The organism is Chitinophaga filiformis (assembly GCF_023100805.1).
Lineage (GTDB): Bacteria > Bacteroidota > Bacteroidia > Chitinophagales > Chitinophagaceae > Chitinophaga > Chitinophaga filiformis_B.
In genome coordinates, this window is sequence record NZ_CP095855.1 from 1,161,183 (window position 1) to 1,184,370 (window position 23,188).

A 23,188-nucleotide genomic window follows, 5' to 3' on the forward strand; every position below is an offset into this window, starting at 1 on the left:
GTAGCTTAATGGCCTTGCTTTGGCTGTTACTTCCCTGTATTTACTTGCATGCACAGAAGAGTGCGCAACCTGGTCGTAATGTGACTATTACGAACAGCCATATTTCATTGAGAGACGTGTTTAATGTTATTGAGAAACAAACCGGAGTTGTATTGTTTTTCGGCGATCTGAATATAAGTCAGCTTGTTGGTGTTAAGTTTGTTGCGACGCCGGTTGAAGAAGCGTTAGCAGAAATGTTGCCGCCACTGGGGTTGACGTATGAGTATGTGAAAGGGAACAGGGATAAGATATTTATCCGGTCGATTGTTGGGGAGAGAAAGAAGGATACTGTGATGGTGATAAGCGTAAGTGGTATAGTAACAGATGACAAAGGTGCGCCATTGCCGGGCGCTACTGTGCGTGTAAAGGGCACCCGGTTAGGGACCGCGACAAAAGCTAATGGGATGTTCACATTAAGTCGCGCGGGTGCGGACGATGTGATACAGGTGAGTTATACCGGTTTCATAATGGCGGAAGTAGCGTTGGATGGACGGGCGAGTGTAAGGGTACAGCTGAAGCCGGGAGATAACAATTTAGACGAGACGGTAGTGACGGCATATGGAACATCAACGCAGCGGGCATTGACAGGAGCCATCTCAATTGTGAAGGGAGAGGAGATCCAAACATTGCCTAATAGAAGTTTTGATAAAAGTTTACAGGGACTCGTTCCTGGATTGCTGGTTACAAGCGGAACAGGACAACCCGGTGGAGGTGTAAGTAACTTTGTATTAAGGGGAATAGCCACTGCCGGCGATTTTCAAAACGGCAGTACGGTTCGTAATCCATTAATAATAATAGACGGTATACCGATTTCACAAGACCAAAATCAAATATACATTGATGGTACCAAAACCCCAATTAATAATCCCCTGGCCCAAATAAACACATCTGACGTTGAAACCATAAACGTTTTGAAGGATGCATCCGCCATTGCCTTGTATGGTTCGCGAGCCAGCAACGGAGTAATTGTCATCACAACGAAAAAAGGGAGAATTGGTAAGCCGGTATTTAGTTTTCGCACGCAGGTTGATATCGCGACCAGATCACAGGGAAAGGTGAAGCCCTTAAATCAAAGGCAATATCTTGAGTTATTGTATGAAACGTACAGGAACTCGAATCCCGCTTCCTGGACTGATGCAGCAATTAAGGCAGACCTGTTAACCAAATTCCCCTATTTGATAAATGCGGCAGGGGACTCCAGTTTTTATCCGGAGCAGGACTGGAACAAAGAACTTTTTTCAAGTCATGCATTGACAACTTCAAATGAATTGTCAATGTCCGGAGGGAATGAAAAAAGTAATTATTATCTGAATCTCGAATACACCAAACAGAATGGTGTTGTCAGGAAAACCGGGTACGACAGGAAATCTGTCCGTTTCAATTTTGAGAGCTATCCGGAAAAGTGGCTGAAGGTAGGGATTAATACGAGTTTGTCTTACAATGTCCAGGATTATCAGGGTGCATTAAATGGAAGTGCCGGGGGGCCGCTCAGCATGATGATGTCGCCCTTAAACCCTGTAAGGTTGCAAGATGGAACACTTATTATGAATTATAAATGGGGAAATGTGTATTCAAGTCCCATGTTTGCCAATCCGGTTGCCGAAATGCAATACAACCTATATAATAATACGTCCTACAGGGGAATAAGTAGAGTATATGGAGAAGTAAGCCTGTTAAAATATTTCAAGTGGAATTCCAGTTTAGGGGTGGATTACACAATGACGGAAGCAAAGGAAAAAATCGATCCGCGTTTGTATGACATAAGCTTGAATGGAATGGGGGGAAGGATCGAGGAAAGGGATGCCCGCAATGCAAACATCATCACAACAAATATCCTGAGGTTTGAGAGGACTTTTAATGCTGATCATGTCATCAGTGTATTATTAGGTCAGGAAGCCCAGATCCGGACACAAAAAGTCTTAGCGGTCGCAGTTACCGGTCTGGCGTTTCCTTTTTACGATCAGATAAATAGCCCCGGGGTAGTTCCGTTAAGACAAAGTGGTTATACAAACAAGGAGACATTGCAGTCGTTTTTCGGACAGGCCAATTACGGGTTTAAGAATAAGTACTTTCTTTCGGCAAGCACCAGAACAGACGGCTCTTCCAGATTTGGAGACGATAGACGCTACGGTTTATACTGGTCCGCGGGAGCAGGTTGGTTAGCAAGTTCTGAACATTTTATGAAGAAAGCGCTTCCTGTTATAAGTTATCTGAAACTGCGGGGTAGCATAGGGGCTGCGGGTAATGCAGGTGCTATCAATGCAGTGACACGGTTCGATGCTTTGCAGGCGGGTAAGTATAATGGTGGGACTGCGGTTTTCCCTATAACAACGCCGGGGAACCAGGACGTGCGCTGGGAACAGACTTTTACCTGGGATGCTGGTGTGGACGCTAAACTGTTGAATGACAGGTTTAGTGTTGCAGCCGATTTTTATGAACGTAATACCTCTGACCTTCTATATACTATACAACTGCCCCAAAGCAGCGGCTACTATCAGGTATTGGCCAACATCGGGAAAATGAGAAACCGGGGAGTAGAATTCGCGTTTGCGGTGGACATTATCAAGCGGAGGGATTTTACATGGAGTATCGCCGGGAATTGGGCGACCAACAAAAACTTGCTGGTAAAAGCAAATACTAATACGGAGTCCTTTTCTACAGCTGAACTTTATAATAAAGAGGGCGAGAACTTTAACTCATTCTACCTCCGGAAATGGGCGGGAGTTAACCCTGAAAATGGGTTGCCGCAGTGGATTGATTCAACGGGGAAACCAACTGAAGACTATAACGCAGCCAAACGGGAATTTGTAGGAAAGCCCCAGCCGGATGGTTTTGGGTCTGTTACCAACAGTTTCAGTTATAAGGGAGTAGAGTTGTCGGTGAATTTCTATTATCAGTATGGGTATCAGATTTACAATGCCGATCGCATGGTGGGGGACGGGTATATTCCCTACATGAACCAGGATGTCCGGGCATTGGACCGATGGAGGAGAAAAGGTGATATCGCAAGTAACCCGCTAAGGAAACTGAACAACAGTGCAGGTCGCAGGGCCTCCAGCCGCTATTTGTATTCAGGAGACCATATTCGCCTGCAAAATGCAACTATCGCATATAGTTTCCCTAAAACAGTTACGGAGCGTTTGCATATAAATATGCTAAGAGTGTTTGTTCAGGGATATAACCTGGCTTTGTGGAGTAGATACCCGGGACAGGATCCGAACAATGTAAATAGCGGAGGAACCACAGGCTATGCGTACCCTATGCAGCGATCTTATTCGGCTGGATTAAACGTGAATTTTTAAGAAGTTATGAAATCAAGGAAAATTAAGAATATGAGACATTATTTACATATAGCCCTGGTCCTGGCTTTACTAGGCACTGTTTCCTGCAGGAAGGACTTCCTGGATGTGCAGGATAAAACATCTATTCTTCGGCAGGCATATGTGAAAGATTTGGCAACTACAGGTGAATATCTAAACGGGATTTATATCGAATTGTCTTCTAATTTTTATAGTGCCGCTACCATTATTTATCCAGACCTGGTAGCTGATAATATTAAACCAGTGGCAGGCGGATCACTGTTAGCATCGCATTACAGCTGGAATCAGCTTACAGATAATGAGCAAATGCTGCGATTCGATGTTGGGGCGCAGAATGCTAACGGGTTATGGCTTAGTGGTTATAGGATAATAAGGGACTGTAACTTTATTATTGAGACAATTGACCAGTACAGATCACAGAATCCTGCAAGAGCAGACGATTTTAAAGGACAGGCTTTCGCATTGAGGGCACTGGTGCATTCTGTGCTGGTTAACACTTTTGCGCAACCATTTAGTTATACAGCAAATGCATCACATTTGGGTGTTCCTTATATTGTGAGTTCCGATTATAGGCAGACGATCTCAAGAGCATCAGTAGCGGAAGTCTATTCAAAAATGATTGAAGACCTTGGCAGCGCCATACAACTGTTGCCTGCTGTATCGGAAAATACTTTGTTTGTCAGCCGAAATGCTGCAATGGCATTATTGGCGCGGATAATGCTTGCAAAAGGTGATTTTTCTGCTGCCAAGAACCTGGCTGCTGGTCTGGCTACCCATGTGCCGGCAATGAAAATAGAAGAAGGATATCCTTCCAGGCTATTTACGTTGGAAGAAAAAGAGGCGCTATTCCAGCTCCCCCCTGCGGCGTTTGGTCATGATGGAGCAACATATACATCTCTTTATGCGGCATACTATTTTTCGTCTTCCAGTTACTTTTTTATGCCTACAGATGATGTTGTCCGTCTTTTGACGGAAGATGCAAGGGATGTAAGATCTGCCTGGGTAAATCAAAGCAATGGATCATGGAGCATTACAAAATATCCAGCGGGAGTTGTGGAAGGATTTCCCATACCTGAAATAGCATACTATCAGACAGTTCTCAGATCTTCAGAGATGTATCTGGTTGCAGCAGAAGCGTACGCTCAGTTAAGTAATGAGGATAGTGCAAGGTTTTATCTGGATGCCATTAGGATGCGGGCTAACTCATATGCTTTGCCAGTTAATGCAACCGGAGCTTCATTGTTGGACTCAATATATAAGGAACGGCGAAAAGAATTTGCATTTGAAGGAAATAGGATGTTTGATCTCCTCAGATGGCAAAGGAAGGTTTTTCGATCAGATGAATCAGATCCCTCTGTTAAAGAGTTGCCATTTCCCAGTAATAGGGCTATCTGCCCGATCCCTCTCTCCGACGTCACCACGGCAGGCTTACAGCAAAACCCTGGTTATTAAGTCAGATGCCGGGCATTAAAGCATCTTCCTTCCGGAGCGTTGCCTGGCAGAACGTAATGTGAATGGTCCTGGGGCCAGGCCTGTAGCACTGATGGGGGGAAATCTATACTAAGTAATTAAAAATATACGATGATAAAAATGAGATACAGTATATTATCTGTCTGTTTTATGATGTATTGTTTGTCAATCGTTGCACAGAAAAAGCCTTCCGTTAAAAGGAATCCGCCTGGTAATTTAAACCGGTACATTTCGTTGCATGTTCAGGTTGATACCTTAAGTAAATCAGATTCTTTAAATCTCCAATACACGTCCTTTGCATATATGGTTCCACCACGTGTTTGGAAATTCTCTGCTCAGAAAATAAAAAATGGAGTGGCAGGATGGACAATACCGGCTGACGATTTGATGTACATTTATTTGGGTAGTTTAAGCAGGAAGCAAAGAATCTATATGATTGCGGAGCCCGGAGATAGTATCATAGTTGCCTTCAAGGGCGACAATCTTTTATTTGCAGGCGCGGGCAGTTCGAAATTCGAGTTGCAATACAAACTAAAAAAATTATTACGCGCAGAACGACTACCCCTTGATTACGTGAATAAAATATCGCCCGGATTTTTTTTAGAGCGGAACCAAAAACTAAACCGGTTAACAGAGAATGCCCTGGTCCTGCTGGATATCTATAAGGAACGAATTACGCCCCTGGCTTTCCGCGCAATAAAAGCATTGACTATTAGTTCTATTGAGGAAGATCGCCTGGATCTTTTCTGGGCGCTTCGCGCCAATGCTGAAAAGTGGCATATAACGTCCAAAAATTTAAGTGAAATTTTCGATACCTGTTTCTACAAGCCCTCGGCGGTTTGGATGAGATCACAGCCTGATGGTTTTATTACAGGGTCTTATTCATTTATCCGGGCTGAAGTCTTTAGAAAGTTTGAGTTTAAGAACGATATTGATGTAATACAATCGCAAAGTGCCAGGAGGTTCTTATATTATGATCAGGCCAGGCGGACCTACAGTGGCTTGACCCTGCAAAAATATTATATTGACTTAATGACATCTCAGACACTTAAGGAGATAGGGCTTACTAAGGAAACCGAAGAGTTGTTGGCTAAATATTATTCAGAACCAGGGCACGAGGAGTATAAACAATACGTTAGGACCTATGAAAGTAAGACAAGGGAATTGAGGAAGAATATGGATGCACCTCCGTTTACATTGACTGATGTAAATGGAAAAGCTGTGACAAAGGAAACGTTTAAAGGCAAAGTAACGTTAATAGATTTCTGGTTTAGCGGTTGCAAGGGCTGTGCTCAGCTTACTCCCTCATTAAGCATAATAGAGCAGCAATTCGGACAATCTCCGGACGTACAAATGGTTAGTGTTTCTATAGATGATGAAAAGGTGAAATGGCTAAAGAGCCTCAATGAAAAGAAATATACAACCGGGGCCGGAATCAACCTGTATACGAGTGGTAAGGGAATAAATCATCCAATGATGAAGGCTTATAATATTTCATCCTTTCCAAGCCTGGTATTGTTGGATCCATATGGTCGAATCGTGGAGAATCCGATACCAGATCCGAGAGAAGATAATGGGAAGAAAGTGATTGATCTGATTAACAGGGAATTGGTGAAAATGATCGATGGGCCTTACGTTTTCTATAAGGACGATTCAATAATTACATACTCTATCCATGGGTCATCTGTCATAAGTAAGAGACAAGGTAGAAAAGATAACATAACGCTTGAAACTCAGGGAATAAATTATGGGAACAGGTTTGGATTCAGATTAAAGCCGCAGTTGAAGGTTGAGCCGTCTGAATTCGCTGCGGTTGATAAAATCTTTGCCTTATCAGATATAGAGGGAAACCTGGAGGTATTGATAAGATTATTGAAAAATAACAATGTTATCGACAATGATCTGAATTGGACTTTTGGAAAAGGGCATATGGTGTTCGTGGGCGATATATTTGACCGGGGGGAACAGGTGACGGAGTGTTTATGGTTGCTATATGCCCTGGAAGGAAAGGCCAGGGATGCGGGAGGATACGTACACTTTATTTTGGGTAATCATGAGATTATGAATTTGAGTGGAAATATGTCCTATGTAAAAGAAAAGTATAAGCAGAATGCTGCTCGCCTGGGAAAATCGTATAAAGAGCTTTATGGTAAAGATTCCGAACTCGGCCAATGGCTAAGGACCAAGAACATTATTGAGAAGATAGGGGATAAACTATTCGTTCACGGAGGTGTAAGTAAAGAAGTGAATGATTTACCCCTTTCAATCGCCCAGATAAACGAGTTGGCGCGACAATATTACGATAATGCAGAAATCGCATCAAAATCTCCTGATAGCGTCGTAAATGTTTTATATAATGTATCCGATAAATTGTCCCCTTTCTGGTACCGTTCTTATTATTTAGACCAGGGGATGAAGTTAAAGTATGATAATATCAAAGGGCGGTTGGACACAATTTATAAAGCATCAGATGCATTAGTAGATGACGTATTGGGTAATTTAGGTGTAAAGAATATTATAACAGGACATACTATTGTGAGCGATACAATTAGTGTTCATTATGATGGTAAGGTTATAAATACAGATACTAAACACGCAGAGGGAAAATCGGAAGCTCTTTTGATCGAGCATAATAATTTTTATCGCGTTAACGATTATGGTAAGCGCGTATTTTTGTTTGAGAGAAGCCAGGGTGTTGCGGGGACGGGGCGTAAACAGGCGGTATCCTACAATTGAAAGCTTTTTTTGACACTTCATTGTTTGTTCGGTAGTATAATATTGGAGCAGTTATCTGGTACAGATAACTGCTCTTTTTTTGGGATTACATTCCTAAGATGCACAACTGGGAATAGTGCAAATTTTTTGCATTCGAGCCATGTAATTTAGTATAGCGACTAAATGATCATTAGTGCATATCGTTCATAATTAAAAAAAAGTACTATGCAAAAGTTATCAATTCAAAAAATTTCCCTGTTGGGATTAGTGTTAATGGCTGCCTCCGCTGTAACCGCAGCTGTATTGCCCTCACACTCAAAGTCAGATAAAGTACGTCTGGAAAACGGTAGCCTTACAAATAGCACAACTGCTGCCGTAGGTGGTGTTATTCAACAGACTTGTACTCCAACTGCTGTAATCGACGAAGGCGCCTGCAACGACACCGCCATTGGTACAGCTTCAGGAACAACATTGAACGGTGGTACAAAAAGTGATAATACTACTGTTGGGGATGCCTGATCACGGTAGTTGACCATTAAAGCAACTTTAACAAGGTTGCTTTAATGGTTATTCAAGGCAGTTAACTCACTATATGGCAATAGAATTATCACATCTGAATCTCAATTCCAGAATTTGTTGGATGAAAATGTATAGATCGTATACGCTTGAAAAGGCCTTTTGGGCCATTCTCCTTTTGTTGGCAATGGCAGGCTGTAATTCTTCTTATTCCTTTCCGGACCCTATCTTTAAGGATACAGCCCCCGCCTCTTATACCACAGAAATTTATGTAACGAGTGATAGCCTGTATTTTCCATTAGATGAAAATACCTATAATGATATTAAGTCATTTAACTTATTTGCGGAGCATGGAACTGAGTATATATCTTTTTATGATCGTCGCTCTGAGGCTATCGTTATTTACGAGTTTGCCTCAAGAAAGATAATAAGGCATATCTCCCTGAAAAATATATTCAAGCAACAGCGGGCTTACAAAACATCTGTTTTTGTAAAGACATTTGATAGCATTTTCATGACGAATCAAATGACTTTATATCAGCTGGATGGCAAAGGCAGAATAAAGAGGAAGATAGACTTTTTGGAAGAACCACGATATGAATGGGCATATTTTGATAATGTAGTGCCCCCTGTCTTTAAAGACGGTTATTTGTACACGGGAATCCGTCCATACGTAAACGGTGTCTCTTTTAAGGCCTTACGGCAATGGAGAGTGCTATACGCGTTTGATTTGGTGAGAGGCGAGGCGAGTCTTCACTATTTACTTCCAAAAAACTACAGAGAAAACCTGTACGGCGATAATTTCCTTGCCTATAATTACTGTTTGAATGACCGGGGAAATTTTGTCTTTAATTTTCCTGCCGATACAAATATTTATGAAACCGACCTGCGGGAGACGCATTTTGCTTACAAAGCAAAAAGTGCGTTTCAGGCCAATCCTATTACACCCGTTTCAAAGGAACTATTAGAGACAGATAAGGGGTCTCTTGAATATGCATTTAGACATGCATATAGTAGTATCTATTTTGATCCGTACAGCAAAAGATACTGGCGGATAAGTAAGCAAAAGATAAATCTGGAGGAATATAAGAACAGGCAGAGGAAACTTAGCATTATTATTTTGGATGAGGCAATGAACGTAATTGGCGAGTCGGAGCTTAATGAACCGATTGTTATTAATTCGATTTTCTTTACACCCGATGGTGCCATTTATGCACGTGTGGAACCGCAGAATGAATATGCGATAAAATATATACGACTAAGGTATAGGGAAAGAGTACATGAACCAGGTAAAACAGGTAACACATGAAAGCAAATAATTCAACTTCTTCTTTTTTTCGAATCGCCTGTATCTTTTTGTTATTAGCATGCATTGACATTTCCTGCAGCAGGTTTAAAAGAGAAAAGGCAACTTCTACTTTGTCAATCGAACCCGGTAAAGAGGATTCCATTTTTTTAAATCTTTTGGCCCTTACCAAATATACTATTGCAGATAGCTTACGGGAGGATTCATTAGGGTTTCTTATATTGCCACTACATGCAAGTTGTCCTGCCTGCCGCGATAAGACGATCGATAGTATTTCCAGCCATACACAAGATCTTCCCGCTAATCGTTTCATTATCCTCTCCACCTATGGAGGACGAAAAACCTTCAGAAGCTATTTTCGGGAACACGATAAGGATTTGCCGGTTATCAATGGGCAACTATTTCTCGATAGCACGAATGAAGCGGGTAAATATTTACTCTATGATAAGAAACCTACTTTTTATTATACCTCTCGACGCAGGGCTTTTAAAAAAATCGGGGCCTTGCCGGCTACAGTCAGAAAGGATCTGAATGATTTTTTTTCCAAGAAATAATTGAGTGATGAAAAGGCCCAAAATATCAATGTTGGTACCAGGTAAAAGCAATGCCAACAAATTTTTTTCCATAGTTCTGAAAAAGGAGCTGCTTAAAATGCCGGAATACTTTACAACCTGGAGTAAGATATTTGTTGTTTCTGGTATCAATGGCGATTTTCATACCCTAAAGAAAATCTTGATAAAAAACGGAATCATAAATACTAAATACCAGTGGACATTTGAAGATGGGAGATTGGTCATATTGGGTAACTGTTTTGATGAGAAGAAACTGGAATGCCTTTGGTTGATCTATTCACTTGAAGAGAAGGCTGAGAAGTTAGGAGGGCATGTTCATTTTATACCTGGTAAGAAGGAACTTGAAAATTTAAATGGCGGCTGGCGGGATAAGCACCCACGATATGCCATGCGGGCCAGCAAGTATGGTAAAAGATTATGTGTGTTGTATGATGGGAATGGTGAGTTATACCGCTGGCTCAGGGTAAAAAATGTAGCTGAAAGGATTGGTGACTTCCTTTTTACTCATGGTACACTGGATCCTTACGATCTGGCAGCTGAATTTCCTGACCGGTTAGAAGAGGTTTTACGCAGTTCCGGTGCAAGGTTGATTGTCGCTGGAAATGTCTCATATCCGGGTGTCACCTGCTTTTTGAATGGAAAGTTGATAAATGTCAACACTGGCAGAAATGAAGGTATATCAAGAGGTTTACTTATTTATCCCGAAAGTTTCTGTATTGCTGATTCAAATGGGACGATGGAAGAATTGGGCCTCCGATAACAAGAGGAGAACTCAAAAGTAAAAATAAGCGCTGAGAATCGCTTACAGGACTACCTTACTCAATCAGGTATCCGAATAAAACCAGGGTGTATCATACTTTTGATACGCCCTGTTGTTTTACGGAACCATCAGAGGAAGTCCCAGCTTATTATTGCAGTATCTTACCAAGAAATGGATGACGCCTGCATTGCCCGTCATAAAACTGCTTATCGGTTGCTTTTCATCCTGAACGAGCCAGTAATTACCATATTTGGGGTGCGTCTTTTTGAGTTGCATAACTACCTGTGCAATCCAGCTGGCCCGGTTTAGCCAGCATTGATCTTCAAGCACTTTGTATGCTTCCAGGTATATTTCTCCAAGGCCGCTTAGGCCTTCCTGCTGGCTTAGATTGTCGTCGACTATTTCGATAGGATTAGCATTTAGCGCCTTGATGGCAGCATCTTTATACATGGTATTACGGGTGATCTCATAACCCTTGATGAACGATAACGCGATACCTGGGCTTCCCTCACTGAACCAGTCGGCTAGTGGTTGGCCAGATGCGGACTTCCATCGTAAGATGTCATTTTTACTAACAGCGTTTTTCATGAGCCAGTTAAGTCCCTTTTTCCCGGCTTCAAGTGCATTGGTGTCTTGATAATGCTGGGCATACGTGAGAAGAAAGTGAATAATTCCAGACACTCCATTGATGTAGCCTTTTGTAATTCTTTGCTTTCTGCCTTTATAGGAACGTACCCAGCTGCCGTTATCTTGCTGTTCGTTGATAAGGCGACTGGCGTATCGCCCGAGCCTGGCTTGTGTTACCGGCATAGCTAAGATTTCGTTACAATACATATTGGCAAATCCCTGGCCTGCGATACCCGAAGCGTAATTATGTACCTGGCTTTCTTTTTCAAGCAACTTCCCAATCCATTCAATAGGAAATACCGGTAATAGCTGGGTGCGATATCCTTCACTCAATGCGGCCGCGATACCGTCTGCACCTCTGTGTAAGCCACTTGCAGCCTGGTCTGGTCTTGAAATGTATTTTAATTCAATCCTATCCAGCGCCTTTTGCACCTGCTCAGATACGCATGAAATGTCGAAGCCTGAGCTTTTAGCTTTGGCGAGGGTATATAAAATACCACTATCACCGAGGCTAAAACTGGCGTATCGGGCCTTTAATAGTTTGTTTTTTTCATCGAACGGTGTTTCAATATTTGCCGAGAACCAGCCTTCGTCATCTGAGAATAAAGGGGTTGAGAAAGCATTGATACCTGATTGCACCACCTTGCGAATGTCATCTTTTGTGAAGGTGTGATATGTTGACGTGCCTTTGTTGCGTTTAATATGCTGTCGGAACATTAACAGTTCGCTCCGGATGTGGCTGAGGCCTGGCCGCTTCTCTGGTATAGGATCGAGGCATTGCGCAATGACTTCTCCAAGGCGTTTGTCGGGTATGAAGAAGTTAATTCGATTTACAATGTCTTCATATGGGCCTTCAGTAAGTTTCATTGGGTGTATTCCTCCGAATATCTGCGATAATATGGCTCCGGCAGAAAAAATATCTTCATAGATGGTGGGAATGTTCACTGCTATCTGCTCGGGCGACATGTAGCCATAGGTGCCAAGTGTGAACGCGGGAGTAGGATATTGATGCTTAATCGAATAACTTAGTTCCAGATCAATTAACGCTAATTTGCCATTGGGCATAATCATAAAATTGGCGGGGGTTACATCCCTATGTACTACTTGTTGCTGATGGAGATTGTCGAGTAATGAAATCATTTGTATCATATAATCAATGATCTTATGCGCTCCTTTCCTTCCGGTCATAAGCATCTCCCGTGTGTCTTTCCCCGTCGATTTGATGAATTTACTCAAGGAAATACCTTTGATTGTCTCAACCACAAGGTAATAGTTTCCATTTTCCTCAAAACTGCCGACCAGCTTTGGTACCCTGACCTTGCCCTGTAATTCTTCATGTAGTCTGTACTGCCATTTAAGACGATCTGTAATGTCTCTTCCATGTTTATCTTTGCTATCACCCGGCGAGCCTTCCTTGATTACACAAAGGCCAAAATTTAATAGTCCCTTGATATAAAAGCATTTAACAACGTCATTTTTCTGGCTTTGTTTCAGGCTTTTATATATAACATAGTAATAACCGATTCGTTGTCCACTCTTCTTGCTTGCCTTTTGATTAGGAGTTATTTCCGGCGAAGGAATGACTGTTTTTATTGTCGTGATTTGCATAAGTACCAATAAATTATTGTTATCAATAGACTTTATCGAATCTGCTGGAAGACCTGGAAAGGCCCCTTTCAAGTAAGGACGCTTGCGTTGCACCAATCCACAAATAATGTCTTATAGATTGATAATACATCGGCAATTTCCTGGTCCACGGAATCAAATGTTGCAAGTGCAAGCCTTCTGATTAATCCGTTATCCTGAATTCCATAATAAATATGATTTTCGGACTGGAGGGAAAATCCGCTTTTTATGAAACATCCATTCGATAAAGCAATATTCCCCTTTCCTTTAATGTTTAACAATGAGCAGAAATTGGGGAGATCGATTTCAAGTAAATGATATAAGTTGTCTCTTGTGTGCTGAATGGAATATCCCAGCAAAGCGTTCTCATCATCTGCTGTATTTATAATTGAATCTATTATTGCAGCAGTTTTTTGAACAGTAGCTATATTTTCAAATGCCAGGAATTCCAATTGGAGCCAGTCTTCACGCTTGATCCGTAAATTAAAATCGTTAAATGCAGGTGGTTCGTTAGTTATTTCAAGCTCATTCAGCGCAGCCAGTGTAGGCAGGAAGAATCTGCCCCGACTCTCAAAACTATCATCGGGAACAACATGTAGTGAAATTCTTGCGCTTTTGAAATAATGACCAGCCCTTCGATGTTCTGCTTTAACAATCCGCCATTTGATGCTTTCAATCTCCAGTATCGTTGGTTTGTTAAATGCTTCAGGCAGTTCGGAGTACTTGAGTACATGGGTTGCAATATGATGCCCTGTCTCTCCGTGGATCAATGTTACGGTAACTTTTTCTGGGAATAAACCTGATGCTGCATTCAGGACCTGTAATATATTCATGTGGTCAGAATATTTGATAGATCAGTGATGAATATTGGTATTGCAGTTTACATGGTGAGTTCTTGTGCCTCTTCTTTAAAGGCACACATCGCCATAAAACGACCTTCTGTTTCATAGTAGTAACTTTGGCGCTGTGAGCAGTATTTAATTGGCGCCCCATATTCCTTCATCAGGTTCAGATAATCGAACAGGCTCCTTCTTGACATGCCTAACCTGTGCGCTAATTGATCAGGAGTCCCTGTCCCTTTAATGCGAATGAGATTGTCTATATGTTTCAGGCGATATAAAATGTCGATTGTCATATGCTTGATTGGATTATTATAATGGAATAGGTTTTATGAAGGTCAGTTATGGTAACTCAAAAGGGATTTTAGTAGTACAGCGTTTACACAGCTTTTCTCATAACAGGATAGCTGGCTGGAACATAGCTATATACATGTTGATCTATATCGTCCCTCCTTACAAGGCGATCTGGTATCTGGGTTACCATATAAAGAATGTATGGTTAAACAAAAAGGAACAACGTCTGATGATGTTGCGGGCTAACGGGGTGGAAATACTATTCCCTGCCCGGTGGGCTTTGCATGAATATCATAAGCTGTTACTTATTCCGGTTAGAAATATACAATGGTACTATAACAGGGTTAAAATGCTCTTTCGTTGGGTTCTGAATTCGTCTATAGGCTGAGTACAATACTGTCGCAATATTAAAGTTAGGTTAATAATTGTTCGCTAAATTATCCGGGGAGGCATATTTACTTATCCTCAGTAGCAATTTCCGCAGTCGTTTGTTGTTGAGATTATTTAATTACTAATCCATTCTTTCTCGTCTCACTAGGTGTCTCTCCATAATAATTCTTATACACCTTGGTAAGTGCTGATGGGTTCTTATACCCCAGTACATACGCAATATGTGCGATGCTCACTTCATTCTCCAAACACAGGGCTCTGGCTCTTTCCATCCTTACCTTTAACTGATAGTCGCTAAACGACATACCGCAGTACTTAATAAAGCTTTGCCGTAGTTTGGATGCACTGACAAAGTACGTAGCCGCCAATTGGGAGATGGTCAGTTCCTTGTCTACATTATTACGGATAAACGTTTTAATAGTATTAAAGGTCACATCATGCGAGGAGGATATGGTGTTATTATCCTGTTGTTCGAGAATCAGGATTAACAGCTCCTGTAGTTTACCTAATAGCCATGTCTTGCGTAAGCCCGTATTTACAACAGAAAATTTCAGCTCATGATTCAGGTGATGCAGGCCTTCCCAGATGATCCCCGGGGTAGGAGTGAGAAGCATGGGCATGCCCATATCCATCTTATATAACCATAATTTGGCTAGTTTGGAATGATGGGTATAGATTGCCAGCATGTCCCGGCTGAAGCCGTAATATTGTATTTCGTAGATTCCCGGACTGAGCAGGACCGCCTGTTGTGGCCCGACAATATGAAAGCAGCCATACTGCCCCTGAAGCAGGGGGACGGTTGTCATATCTGTATGAGAAAGATTGATACTGCCTTCTATCATGCAGCACACCACACTCAGACCTTCTTGGACCTTCGGCAACAGTTGCACAGGCTCTCTTACGATGAAAATGTTATTACTCAGGCTGGAGCCATCAGCTACCGTTGTATGGTATATAATATCTACCGGCGGACTGGTCACAAGCACAGGCTCCGCGAAATCACAACGGTAAGCGGCATACTGTGGGGGCAACTGGTGGGTGATTTTAATATGGTGCTCAGGAATACCGACTATACCATATTCGATAGTCACGTTCATATAGGTAACATTTACTTTGAGGGATGTTGGCTCGTTTGGCTTCAGGTCAACATACGGGCTAATTGATAGACAACTAATATTAACTGTAATAAAAAGGAAAGCAAAAAAAAGCAGGTTAAGAAATTATTAAGAATAAAAGGAGCCAGGCTAAACAACCTGGCTCTTCACTTAAAACAAGAAAACAACCTGTTAAATATTTGACATCTGCACTTTGCAGATGCGTTGGATTAAACATTGGATGATCAAATGTAGATGGTTGAAATAAGAAAAGTGTGAATGAGATGTTAATGAAAAAAAATTGTCCCGGGAATCGCTACCCGGGACAATAACTAAAACAACAGCTATGAATGAAAAAATCTTTATTCAATGAGAAAGATTCAATTACCATACCATCTGACTATAGCCGGGGCAACGATGACAGATCTTATCGCATTTAGGGGAGTGTCTACAAATAGTGTGGAAATTATTCCACAATTTTGTGATCGGGTGGGATATAACACCTATGGAAATCATGTGGTTGGTCATGGATTGATATTTGACAGCATAGTATCTGGGTATTTTGGACGAATTAGGGAGGATCTAATATTGATATAGAACCGGTTTTTGTACGAATACATCTTCAAGCATTTGATAATCAATTTAATGGTACAAGTGAACGCATGGCACAGCATATAAAAACGGACGTGGACCGTCCGTCTGACAAAATATTGACAACCGAGGGGGAAAAAGGGTCGTTTATTTTGATCATTGACGATGAACCTGATATTTGTCGACTATTGCAATTAAGTCTGGTTAAACATGGATATAAAGTAAAATATGTTCACGCACTGACAGAAGGGATGCAATATTTACAACAGCAACAACCGGATTTGCTTTTCCTGGACATACACTTGCCAGATGGCTCCGGCCTCGAGGCATTGCCAGCAATCAAAAAGAAATGCCCCGCCCTGCCGGTGATAACGATTAGTGCATATGACAACGGCATGGAAAAGCAAAAAGCATTGAATGCCGGAGCCAGTTATTTTATGGCAAAACCATTTAATGTGACGAACCTGGATGAGCTAATGAGCGATATGTTAAGACGAAAATAAGATCGGTGATAAATTTGTAAATTTAATTTAGCAGTTGTCAAACACCACATATAAATATTATGAGAAATATTCTGATAATTGACGATGAGATCAATATTTGTACGTTATTAAGCAAGTTTTTAGGTAAACATGGCTTCAAGGTGGATACTACCATGAGCGGTGCAACTGCTTTGAAGATGATGAAGGAAAAAACTTTCGACCTGGTGTTGTGCGACTACCGGCTGAAAGACACAGATGGTGCGCAGTTGCTGCAGGACATTCTTCAGATCAACCCACGTACTATCGTAATCATCATTACCGGGTATACCGATGTCAGAGTTGCAGTGGATATGGTGAAGAACGGGGCTTACGATTACCTTTCCAAACCGCTTTATCCGGACGAAATATTGAACCTGGTACACAAAGCATTTGCACACATGGACGCTGAGCGCGAACGCGAAGAATCTATGCCAATACGTACAGTAAACGGAGCCTCCACAGGCAACGGGTCTGTACAGGATTCCCGGGATAGTGACCCGGACGGTGAGATGCTGGACAAAAACCATAAATACGTATACGGTGAAAGTAATGGCGCAAAGGAATTGTTCCGCCAGATCAAACTGGTGGCGCCCACTGACTACAGTGTGATCATTTTCGGGGAAACCGGTACAGGTAAAGAGTCTGTAGCACACCTCATTCACCATCATAGTAAACGGCAAAACCAGCCTTTCGTAGCGCTGGACTGCGGCAGCCTTTCCAAAGAACTGGCTGCAAGTGAACTGTTCGGTCATGAGAAAGGATCTTTTACAGGCGCTATCAATACTAAGATAGGCGCCTTCGAACAGGCCCATGGCGGTACCCTGTTCCTGGACGAAGTAGCAAATCTCTCTTATGATATCCAGGTAGCTTTATTGCGTGTCATCCAGGAAAAGGTGATCCGCAGAGTAGGCAGCCTGAAAGAAATACCGATAGATGTACGCATCATCGTAGCATCCAATGAAAAACTTTCTGAATCTGTAGCGAAGGGCCGCTTCCGTGAAGACCTGTTCCACAGGTTCAATGAGTTCACAATCTATATTCCGCCATTACGTGAAAGGGTCGAAGACCTTCCGCTGTTTGTAGATGCATTCATGCGCCAGGTGGAAAGAGAATTGCAAAAGAATTGTGGTAAGATCACGAACGAAGTATGGGAATGCTTCAGCAGGTACAACTGGCCAGGCAATATCCGTGAACTGAAGAACGTGATACGCCGTGCCTGCCTGCTCACTCCGGAACATGAAGACATTACCTTGTCAACATTGCCGCTGGAAATGAAAGAGTCGTTTGCACAGCAACCATATGAGGAAGATCACCAGGTGAATATGTCGGGTGAACTGATCTCCATCACAAATGAAAATGACTTAAAAACAGTAGCGCTACAGGCAGAGTACAATAAGATCATTAATGTGCTCAAAGAAGTGAAATATAATAAGACGAAAGCAGCACAGCTACTGAACATAGACCGTAAAACCTTATACAACAAACTAAGGTTACTCAATATTAATTACTAGCGATATCAATATAATGTTTGTTTATACTCAACACAGGCCCGTTATCCAGCGGGCCTTTTCTATGCGGTATACTATTTGCACTTTTAGACACTATAAAACCTTGCATTTATGGATCCGCAAAATAATCAACAACAAACAGATAACGGAGAAAAGAAAACCGCCGGTTTCTTTGAGCGCTTTTCCTCCAAAGTGGCCCAGGCTACCGGATCGCAATGGGCCTTCTTTATCGCCCTGGCAGCGATCATCGTGTGGGGCGCTACAGGCCCTGTGTTCGGCTATTCGGATACCTGGCAGCTGGTGATCAATACGGGTACAACTATCATCACTTTCCTGATGGTATTCATTATCCAGAAATCACAGAATAAAGATTCAAAATCTGTACAGCTGAAGCTGAATGAATTGATCGCGGCTAATAAGCAGGCCAGTAACCGCCTCATTGTAGTGGAAGATCTCACAGAAGAGGAACTTGATACACTGCATAACTACTATACAAGACTGGCTGAAGAAACGAAGAAACGACTGGCCATGAAGGAATCCCACTCTGTGGAAGAAGCCATTGAAAATACAGATGAAAAGCTGGAAGCCAGATAATATAAAATCAGGAAATGAATGCTATGGCATGGTATACAGCATCCATTTCCTGATGATTAATAATGCGCTTAGTTCAGCGGCAATACGATCGTAAACACACTTCCTTCCCCGATCTCACTTTCCACGTGCACAGTACCTTTGTGGTTCATGATGATATTCTGTGTACTTGTTAATCCTAAGCCTGTTCCTTTCGGTTTATTGGTGAAGAATGGATCAAAAAGCCGTGTCCTGGTCTCTTCGGGAATACCCGGGCCATTATCGATGATGGTGATCACGGCTTTGTCCCGCTGTTTGGTTGTTTGTAAGGTTAGCAATCCTTTACCCGGCGTCATCGCCTCCACTGCATTGATAATGATATTCAACAGGGCTATGACTACCTTATCTTCATCCGCAGGGATCATTACATCCTGTTTGATATAATCTTTCTTTACATTGATCTCATTGAGCTGCAGCCGGTCCTGGGCCAGCGCAAGGGCTTTGTCTGTCAGCTCATTGATGCCGTGAGGGCGGATGTTCAGTTCTATCATTCTCGTGGAGTGCAGCAGCTCTGTGATCAGCTGATTGATGCGGGTACAGTTCCGTTCAATAATATCGACATATATCTGGCTGTCTTCCACGCTGACAGGCTCTCCCTTGAACTGGCTGACTGCCAGCAGAATATTGGTTAGCGGATTGCGCACTTCGTGCGCTATCACACGCGCAATGCGGCCGGTCACCACAAATTTCTGCTGTTGCTGTTTCTCCAGCTCTTCCCGTTTCCTTTCCGTAATATCCTGTACTACGCACAGGAATATCTGTTCCTGCTCATCCAGCATTACTGCGCTGACCATCACATCGAGTTTTTTTCCATGCTTGGTCACGAAGTTGTATTCCGTGCGCAGGCTGGATTCTTCCCCGCAGATGTGATCGAAGAAATGTTTACACTGGTCTTCCTGGAAGAAGAGTTGCTTGAGGTTCAGTTGTAACATCTCTTCCTTACTGTATTGTAAGGTCCTGATAGCAGAAGGATTGGCGTCAATCACATTCTTATCGCAGTCTGCCAGAATAATGAGGTCATGTGCCTTTTCGAACACGCCGAAATACTTCTTCTCATTTTCCTCTATGATGCGAAGATGGCGTGCTTCGTCCAGCGCATAACGGATGGAGCGTTCCAGCAGGTCGGCACTGATCTCGCCTTTTACCAGGTAGTCAGAGGCCCCGGCCTGCATCGCTTCCTTATCTATCGTGTAATCGCCCTTACCGGTAAGCATGATCACCGGTGCTTTGTAATCCAGTTGCTGGAAGTGGTGAAGGATGTCGATACCTGTATAAGGTCCCAGCCGGTAGTCGGCCAGGTAAATGTCATGTACCTTCCTGTCTATTTCCTCTACAGCTTTGGAATAAGTAGGCGCCCAGTCCAACTGGTACTGGCCAGGGGAAATGTCCTGCAATAACTGGCTAACGAGAAAGAAGTCATCCTCGTCATCGTCTATCATCAATATGTGTACTGGTTGATCTGTCATTCTTAAGCATTTGGCAGTTTCATGTTTGAACCAATATTCCCCAATGTGCGGGTAAATTCAACTCAGCAATAAGAATGCTAATTTTTCCGGCGCTCTATTTTTCTTCATTGTAGAGGGTTTGGGTAAGCGGCAATGTGACAATAAATGTAGCGCCCTGGCCGGGTGTTCCCAGCGCGCTGATATGTCCGTGATGGCTATCCACTATTTTCTTGCAAATGGCCAACCCTATACCAGTGCCGGAATATTCGCTCATACCGTGTAGCCTTTGAAATAATAAAAAGATGCGCTCGGCATATACCGGGTCAAAACCTATCCCGTTATCTTCTACATAGATCCTGCAGGTGTTATTTTCCTGCTCCGACCGGATATTGATCACCAGCTGCCTCTCAGGATGGGCAAATTTGATGGCATTGGCAATAATGTTCTGAAACAACTGGTGAAACGAGGTAGGCGTTCCATCAATAGTTGGAAGGGATGAAATATTGACCACCGCCCTCTTTTCCTGCAGGCTTACTTCCAGGTCGCCGACCACCTCCTGCAAGAGCTGGGTCATATCCACTTTCACAATATTCTCAGGGGTGATACGGCCTGCTCTCGAAAAAAGCAGCAGGTCATTGATCAGTACCCGCATCCTCCCTACGGCGCCCACCATACGGTGTATCAGATCAGTGGCGTCGGGAGGCAGCTGGTCGCCATATTTGGTCTGCAGGCGGTCGCTGAAGGTGGATATCTTCCGCAAGGGCTCCTGCAGGTCATGAGAAGCCACATAGGCAAACTGTTCCAGTTCCTCGTTGGATTTGTTCAGCAACTTGATGTTCTGCTGCAGGTCGTGCTGATAAGACTTGAGCCTCGATTCAATATGCAGTTGCAGCCGGAATTCCCGCGTAAGGGTGACGTATGAATAAATGCCAATGAGGATCGCCATGAGCGAGGAAATAAAGATCACCGGTATCCAGATGGCCGAAAAGAAGCTCTGTAGCCTCGATTTCTGGCGCAATTTGGTGTTTTCTATGTTTAACATGTCCTGGACCTTGCGGTCTATCTTGTCCATAGATTTTTCCCCTTCCAGTACGGCCGAGGCGTCTTTCTGGAGAGAGGTCAGTTTTGCCTCTCCGGTTATCAGCTGCTGGTATTTTGTGTCCAGCAGTTTTTTCAGAGTGTCCAGGTGCAATTGCTGCTGCCGGTTATCCGCAGTTATCCTGCGGAGCATCATATATTCCTCTTCTATCTTGACACTGCGTTGCTGCATGGTAGGGCGCAAAAAGGCAGTATCCCGGGTAATATTGTACCCCCGGATAGCCGATTCCGCGTCCTTTAGCTGTTTCGTGATCACCTCCAGGCTTTTGGAGATCTCAATGGTGTGATTTAGCCACCGGGCATTGTCCAGCAGGTTCTTTGTTACCAGGAACGAACAAATAGAGGCAACTATGATAACAGTAAAAGCAATGAAGAATCCTAATCTTATCTTCTTTTGTACAGGTATGTGCATTTTTCCCGCTGATTGTAGTAAGTCTTCGAATTTACAACTATCCAACAATTTCCACACAGTGAAATGCATATTCTACACGCATTCCTGCCGTGGCTGCTAAATCGCTTCATATACTCATTACAGTAAGTGTTGAGTGTGTGAAACGCTTTACAGTAAGGCGTTTCGACATAATAGAGCTATGTCTGATATGTATCTTACAGGTATGCCGGCAGCTCATGGAATGAACTTTGTCTTTTACATGAAACAGCACATTGTTGAAAAAACGTTCCGGCTACTACTGCACATTGTAAAGTAATCATTCACGAAAAAAATCAGACTATGCAATATTATCATATGTCGGCCGGTAATCCTTCTCCAGGTGGGGTGCCCGAAAAGCAGCCCCCTCCGAAAGAGGAACCGCCAAGACCAACAGGTCCGGAAATAACACCTCCTCCGTCACCGCCGGGGCCTCCGCCTCCCGTGCCGAACGAGGTTCCTGATCACGATATCAAACGTTCCCCTCCTAATCCGAAAGCTAAGAAAAAGAGACAGGAAGAAACGATAGAAGAAAGAGCGGAGCTCATAGCGGAACAGGACAGGGAAGATGTACAGGAAAGGTCGCCCGATCTCTTCCCCGACAAAACGATCATGGAAAGCTTCAATAGTTACGACGAAGAAGATTCAAGGGTCATTCCGGAAGAATAAATAATCACTATTAAACTCCAAATAATATGGCAACAAGAACCCAATCCAAATCACGGACAGGCAGCCAGTCCAGAACATCAGGTAGAAGCGCTGCAGGTAGTAAATCCATGTCCACCTCCCGTACTGCCGCTAAAACAAGCAACTCTTCCCGTTCCAGGGGAAGCAAAAGCCAGAATGAAGATATGCCTAACTCCAAGTTTCATCAACTGTTTGTAGATCAGTTAAAAGACATATACTGGGCGGAAAAAGCGTTGGTGAAAGCCCTGGGTAAAATGCAAAAGGCTGCTACTTCAGAAGAACTGGCAGATGCCATCACTACTCACCAGGAGCAAACAAGAGAACATGTAGCCCGCCTGGAAAGGGTATTTGAATCAATTGGTCAGACTGCAAAGGCTAAAAAATGCCCGGCTATGGAAGGATTAATAGAGGAAGGACAGGAAGTTATAGATGACACAGAAGAAGATAGCGCTGTAAGAGACGCAGGCCTGATCGTATGCGCTCAGAAGATCGAGCACTATGAGATCGCCACTTACGGTAGTCTCCGTACACTGGCAAACAGAATGGGCCATGAAGAAGCAGTACAGTTGCTGGAACAAACACTGAATGAAGAAAAGGAAACAGACGTATTACTTACCCAACTGGCAGAATCTTCAGTAAATGAAGAAGCTGCTGCTGAATAGGAAAGAACATTTAGATGGGAACCCGGAAGGCCTCTGCATTGCAACATGTAA

The 23,188-nt window shown here is 42.9% G+C and carries 18 protein-coding genes; 12 read left to right on the forward strand and 6 right to left on the reverse strand.

The features are described 5' to 3' along the window. Positions 1-44: 44 nt before the first annotated feature. From MYF79_RS04855 to MYF79_RS04885, 7 genes are all read left to right on the forward strand, one after another. Positions 45-3,341, forward strand: a complete 3,297-nt coding sequence (locus tag MYF79_RS04855) for a SusC/RagA family TonB-linked outer membrane protein (protein WP_247812807.1) — start codon at positions 45-47, stop codon at positions 3,339-3,341. Positions 3,342-3,371: 30 nt separating this feature from the next. Further along, positions 3,372-4,811 (forward strand): RagB/SusD family nutrient uptake outer membrane protein, encoded by a 1,440-nt coding sequence (locus MYF79_RS04860; RefSeq protein ID WP_247812808.1) that lies wholly within the window; start codon positions 3,372-3,374, stop codon positions 4,809-4,811. 129 nt (positions 4,812-4,940) lie between these two features. Then, on the forward strand, positions 4,941-7,565 hold the full coding sequence (locus MYF79_RS04865; protein ID WP_247812809.1) for a thioredoxin-like domain-containing protein: 2,625 nt from the start codon (positions 4,941-4,943) through the stop codon (positions 7,563-7,565). A 204-nt stretch (positions 7,566-7,769) separates the two neighbouring features. Then, complete coding sequence (locus tag MYF79_RS04870; RefSeq protein WP_247812810.1) at positions 7,770-8,063, forward strand: hypothetical protein; 294 nt, start codon at positions 7,770-7,772, stop codon at positions 8,061-8,063. A 73-nt stretch (positions 8,064-8,136) separates the two neighbouring features. Beyond that, a complete protein-coding gene (locus MYF79_RS04875) occupies positions 8,137-9,369 on the forward strand; it encodes a DUF4221 family protein (RefSeq protein ID WP_247812811.1) in 1,233 nt (410 codons plus the stop codon). Beyond that, complete coding sequence (locus MYF79_RS04880; RefSeq protein WP_247812812.1) at positions 9,366-9,920, forward strand: hypothetical protein; 555 nt, start codon at positions 9,366-9,368, stop codon at positions 9,918-9,920. The genes MYF79_RS04875 and MYF79_RS04880 overlap by 4 nt, the downstream gene beginning before the upstream one ends. 7 nt (positions 9,921-9,927) lie before the next feature. Then, a complete protein-coding gene (locus tag MYF79_RS04885; RefSeq protein WP_247812813.1) occupies positions 9,928-10,698 on the forward strand; it encodes a hypothetical protein in 771 nt (256 codons plus the stop codon). Positions 10,699-10,815: 117 nt separating this feature from the next. Here the strand turns inward: MYF79_RS04885 and MYF79_RS04890 are convergent, their stop codons facing one another. From MYF79_RS04890 to MYF79_RS04905, 4 genes are all read right to left on the reverse strand, one after another. Next, on the reverse strand, positions 10,816-12,933 hold the full coding sequence (locus tag MYF79_RS04890) for a protein kinase/lanthionine synthetase C family protein (protein WP_247812814.1): 2,118 nt from the start codon (positions 12,931-12,933) through the stop codon (positions 10,816-10,818). 68 nt (positions 12,934-13,001) lie between these two features. Then, positions 13,002-13,784 (reverse strand): hypothetical protein, encoded by a 783-nt coding sequence (locus MYF79_RS04895; RefSeq protein WP_247812815.1) that lies wholly within the window; start codon positions 13,782-13,784, stop codon positions 13,002-13,004. 47 nt (positions 13,785-13,831) lie between these two features. Beyond that, entirely contained in the window at positions 13,832-14,086 is a 255-nt protein-coding gene (locus MYF79_RS04900) for a helix-turn-helix domain-containing protein (protein WP_247812816.1), read from the reverse strand. A gap of 498 nt (positions 14,087-14,584) precedes the next feature. Next, positions 14,585-15,571 carry a helix-turn-helix transcriptional regulator gene (locus tag MYF79_RS04905; RefSeq protein ID WP_247812817.1) on the reverse strand — a complete coding sequence of 329 codons (987 nt, stop codon included), beginning with the start codon at positions 15,569-15,571 and terminating at the stop codon, positions 14,585-14,587. 659 nt (positions 15,572-16,230) lie between these two features. Here MYF79_RS04905 and MYF79_RS04910 point away from each other — a divergent pair. From MYF79_RS04910 to MYF79_RS04920, 3 genes are all read left to right on the forward strand, one after another. Continuing rightward, positions 16,231-16,662: a response regulator transcription factor gene (locus MYF79_RS04910; protein WP_247812818.1), complete on the forward strand. Its 432-nt coding sequence runs from the start codon at positions 16,231-16,233 to the stop codon at positions 16,660-16,662. A gap of 59 nt (positions 16,663-16,721) precedes the next feature. Further along, positions 16,722-18,191 (forward strand): sigma-54-dependent transcriptional regulator, encoded by a 1,470-nt coding sequence (locus tag MYF79_RS04915; protein WP_247812819.1) that lies wholly within the window; start codon positions 16,722-16,724, stop codon positions 18,189-18,191. 108 nt (positions 18,192-18,299) lie between these two features. Next, entirely contained in the window at positions 18,300-18,782 is a 483-nt protein-coding gene (locus MYF79_RS04920; RefSeq protein ID WP_247812820.1) for a low affinity iron permease family protein, read from the forward strand. 68 nt (positions 18,783-18,850) lie between these two features. On the opposite strand, the gene MYF79_RS04925 is transcribed toward MYF79_RS04920, so the two are convergent. Both MYF79_RS04925 and MYF79_RS04930 read right to left on the reverse strand, forming a co-directional pair. Further along, positions 18,851-20,284, reverse strand: a complete 1,434-nt coding sequence (locus tag MYF79_RS04925; protein WP_247812821.1) for a hybrid sensor histidine kinase/response regulator — start codon at positions 20,282-20,284, stop codon at positions 18,851-18,853. 94 nt (positions 20,285-20,378) lie between these two features. Further along, entirely contained in the window at positions 20,379-21,773 is a 1,395-nt protein-coding gene (locus MYF79_RS04930) for a sensor histidine kinase (RefSeq protein WP_247812822.1), read from the reverse strand. Positions 21,774-22,091: 318 nt separating this feature from the next. Between MYF79_RS04930 and MYF79_RS04935 the strand changes: the two genes are divergently transcribed. Together MYF79_RS04935 and MYF79_RS04940 are read left to right on the forward strand one after the other, a co-directional pair. Next, positions 22,092-22,457, forward strand: coding sequence for a hypothetical protein (locus MYF79_RS04935; RefSeq protein WP_247812823.1), 366 nt, complete (start codon positions 22,092-22,094; stop codon positions 22,455-22,457). Positions 22,458-22,483: 26 nt separating this feature from the next. Then, positions 22,484-23,137, forward strand: coding sequence for a ferritin-like domain-containing protein (locus MYF79_RS04940; RefSeq protein WP_247812824.1), 654 nt, complete (start codon positions 22,484-22,486; stop codon positions 23,135-23,137). Positions 23,138-23,188 lie beyond the last annotated feature (51 nt).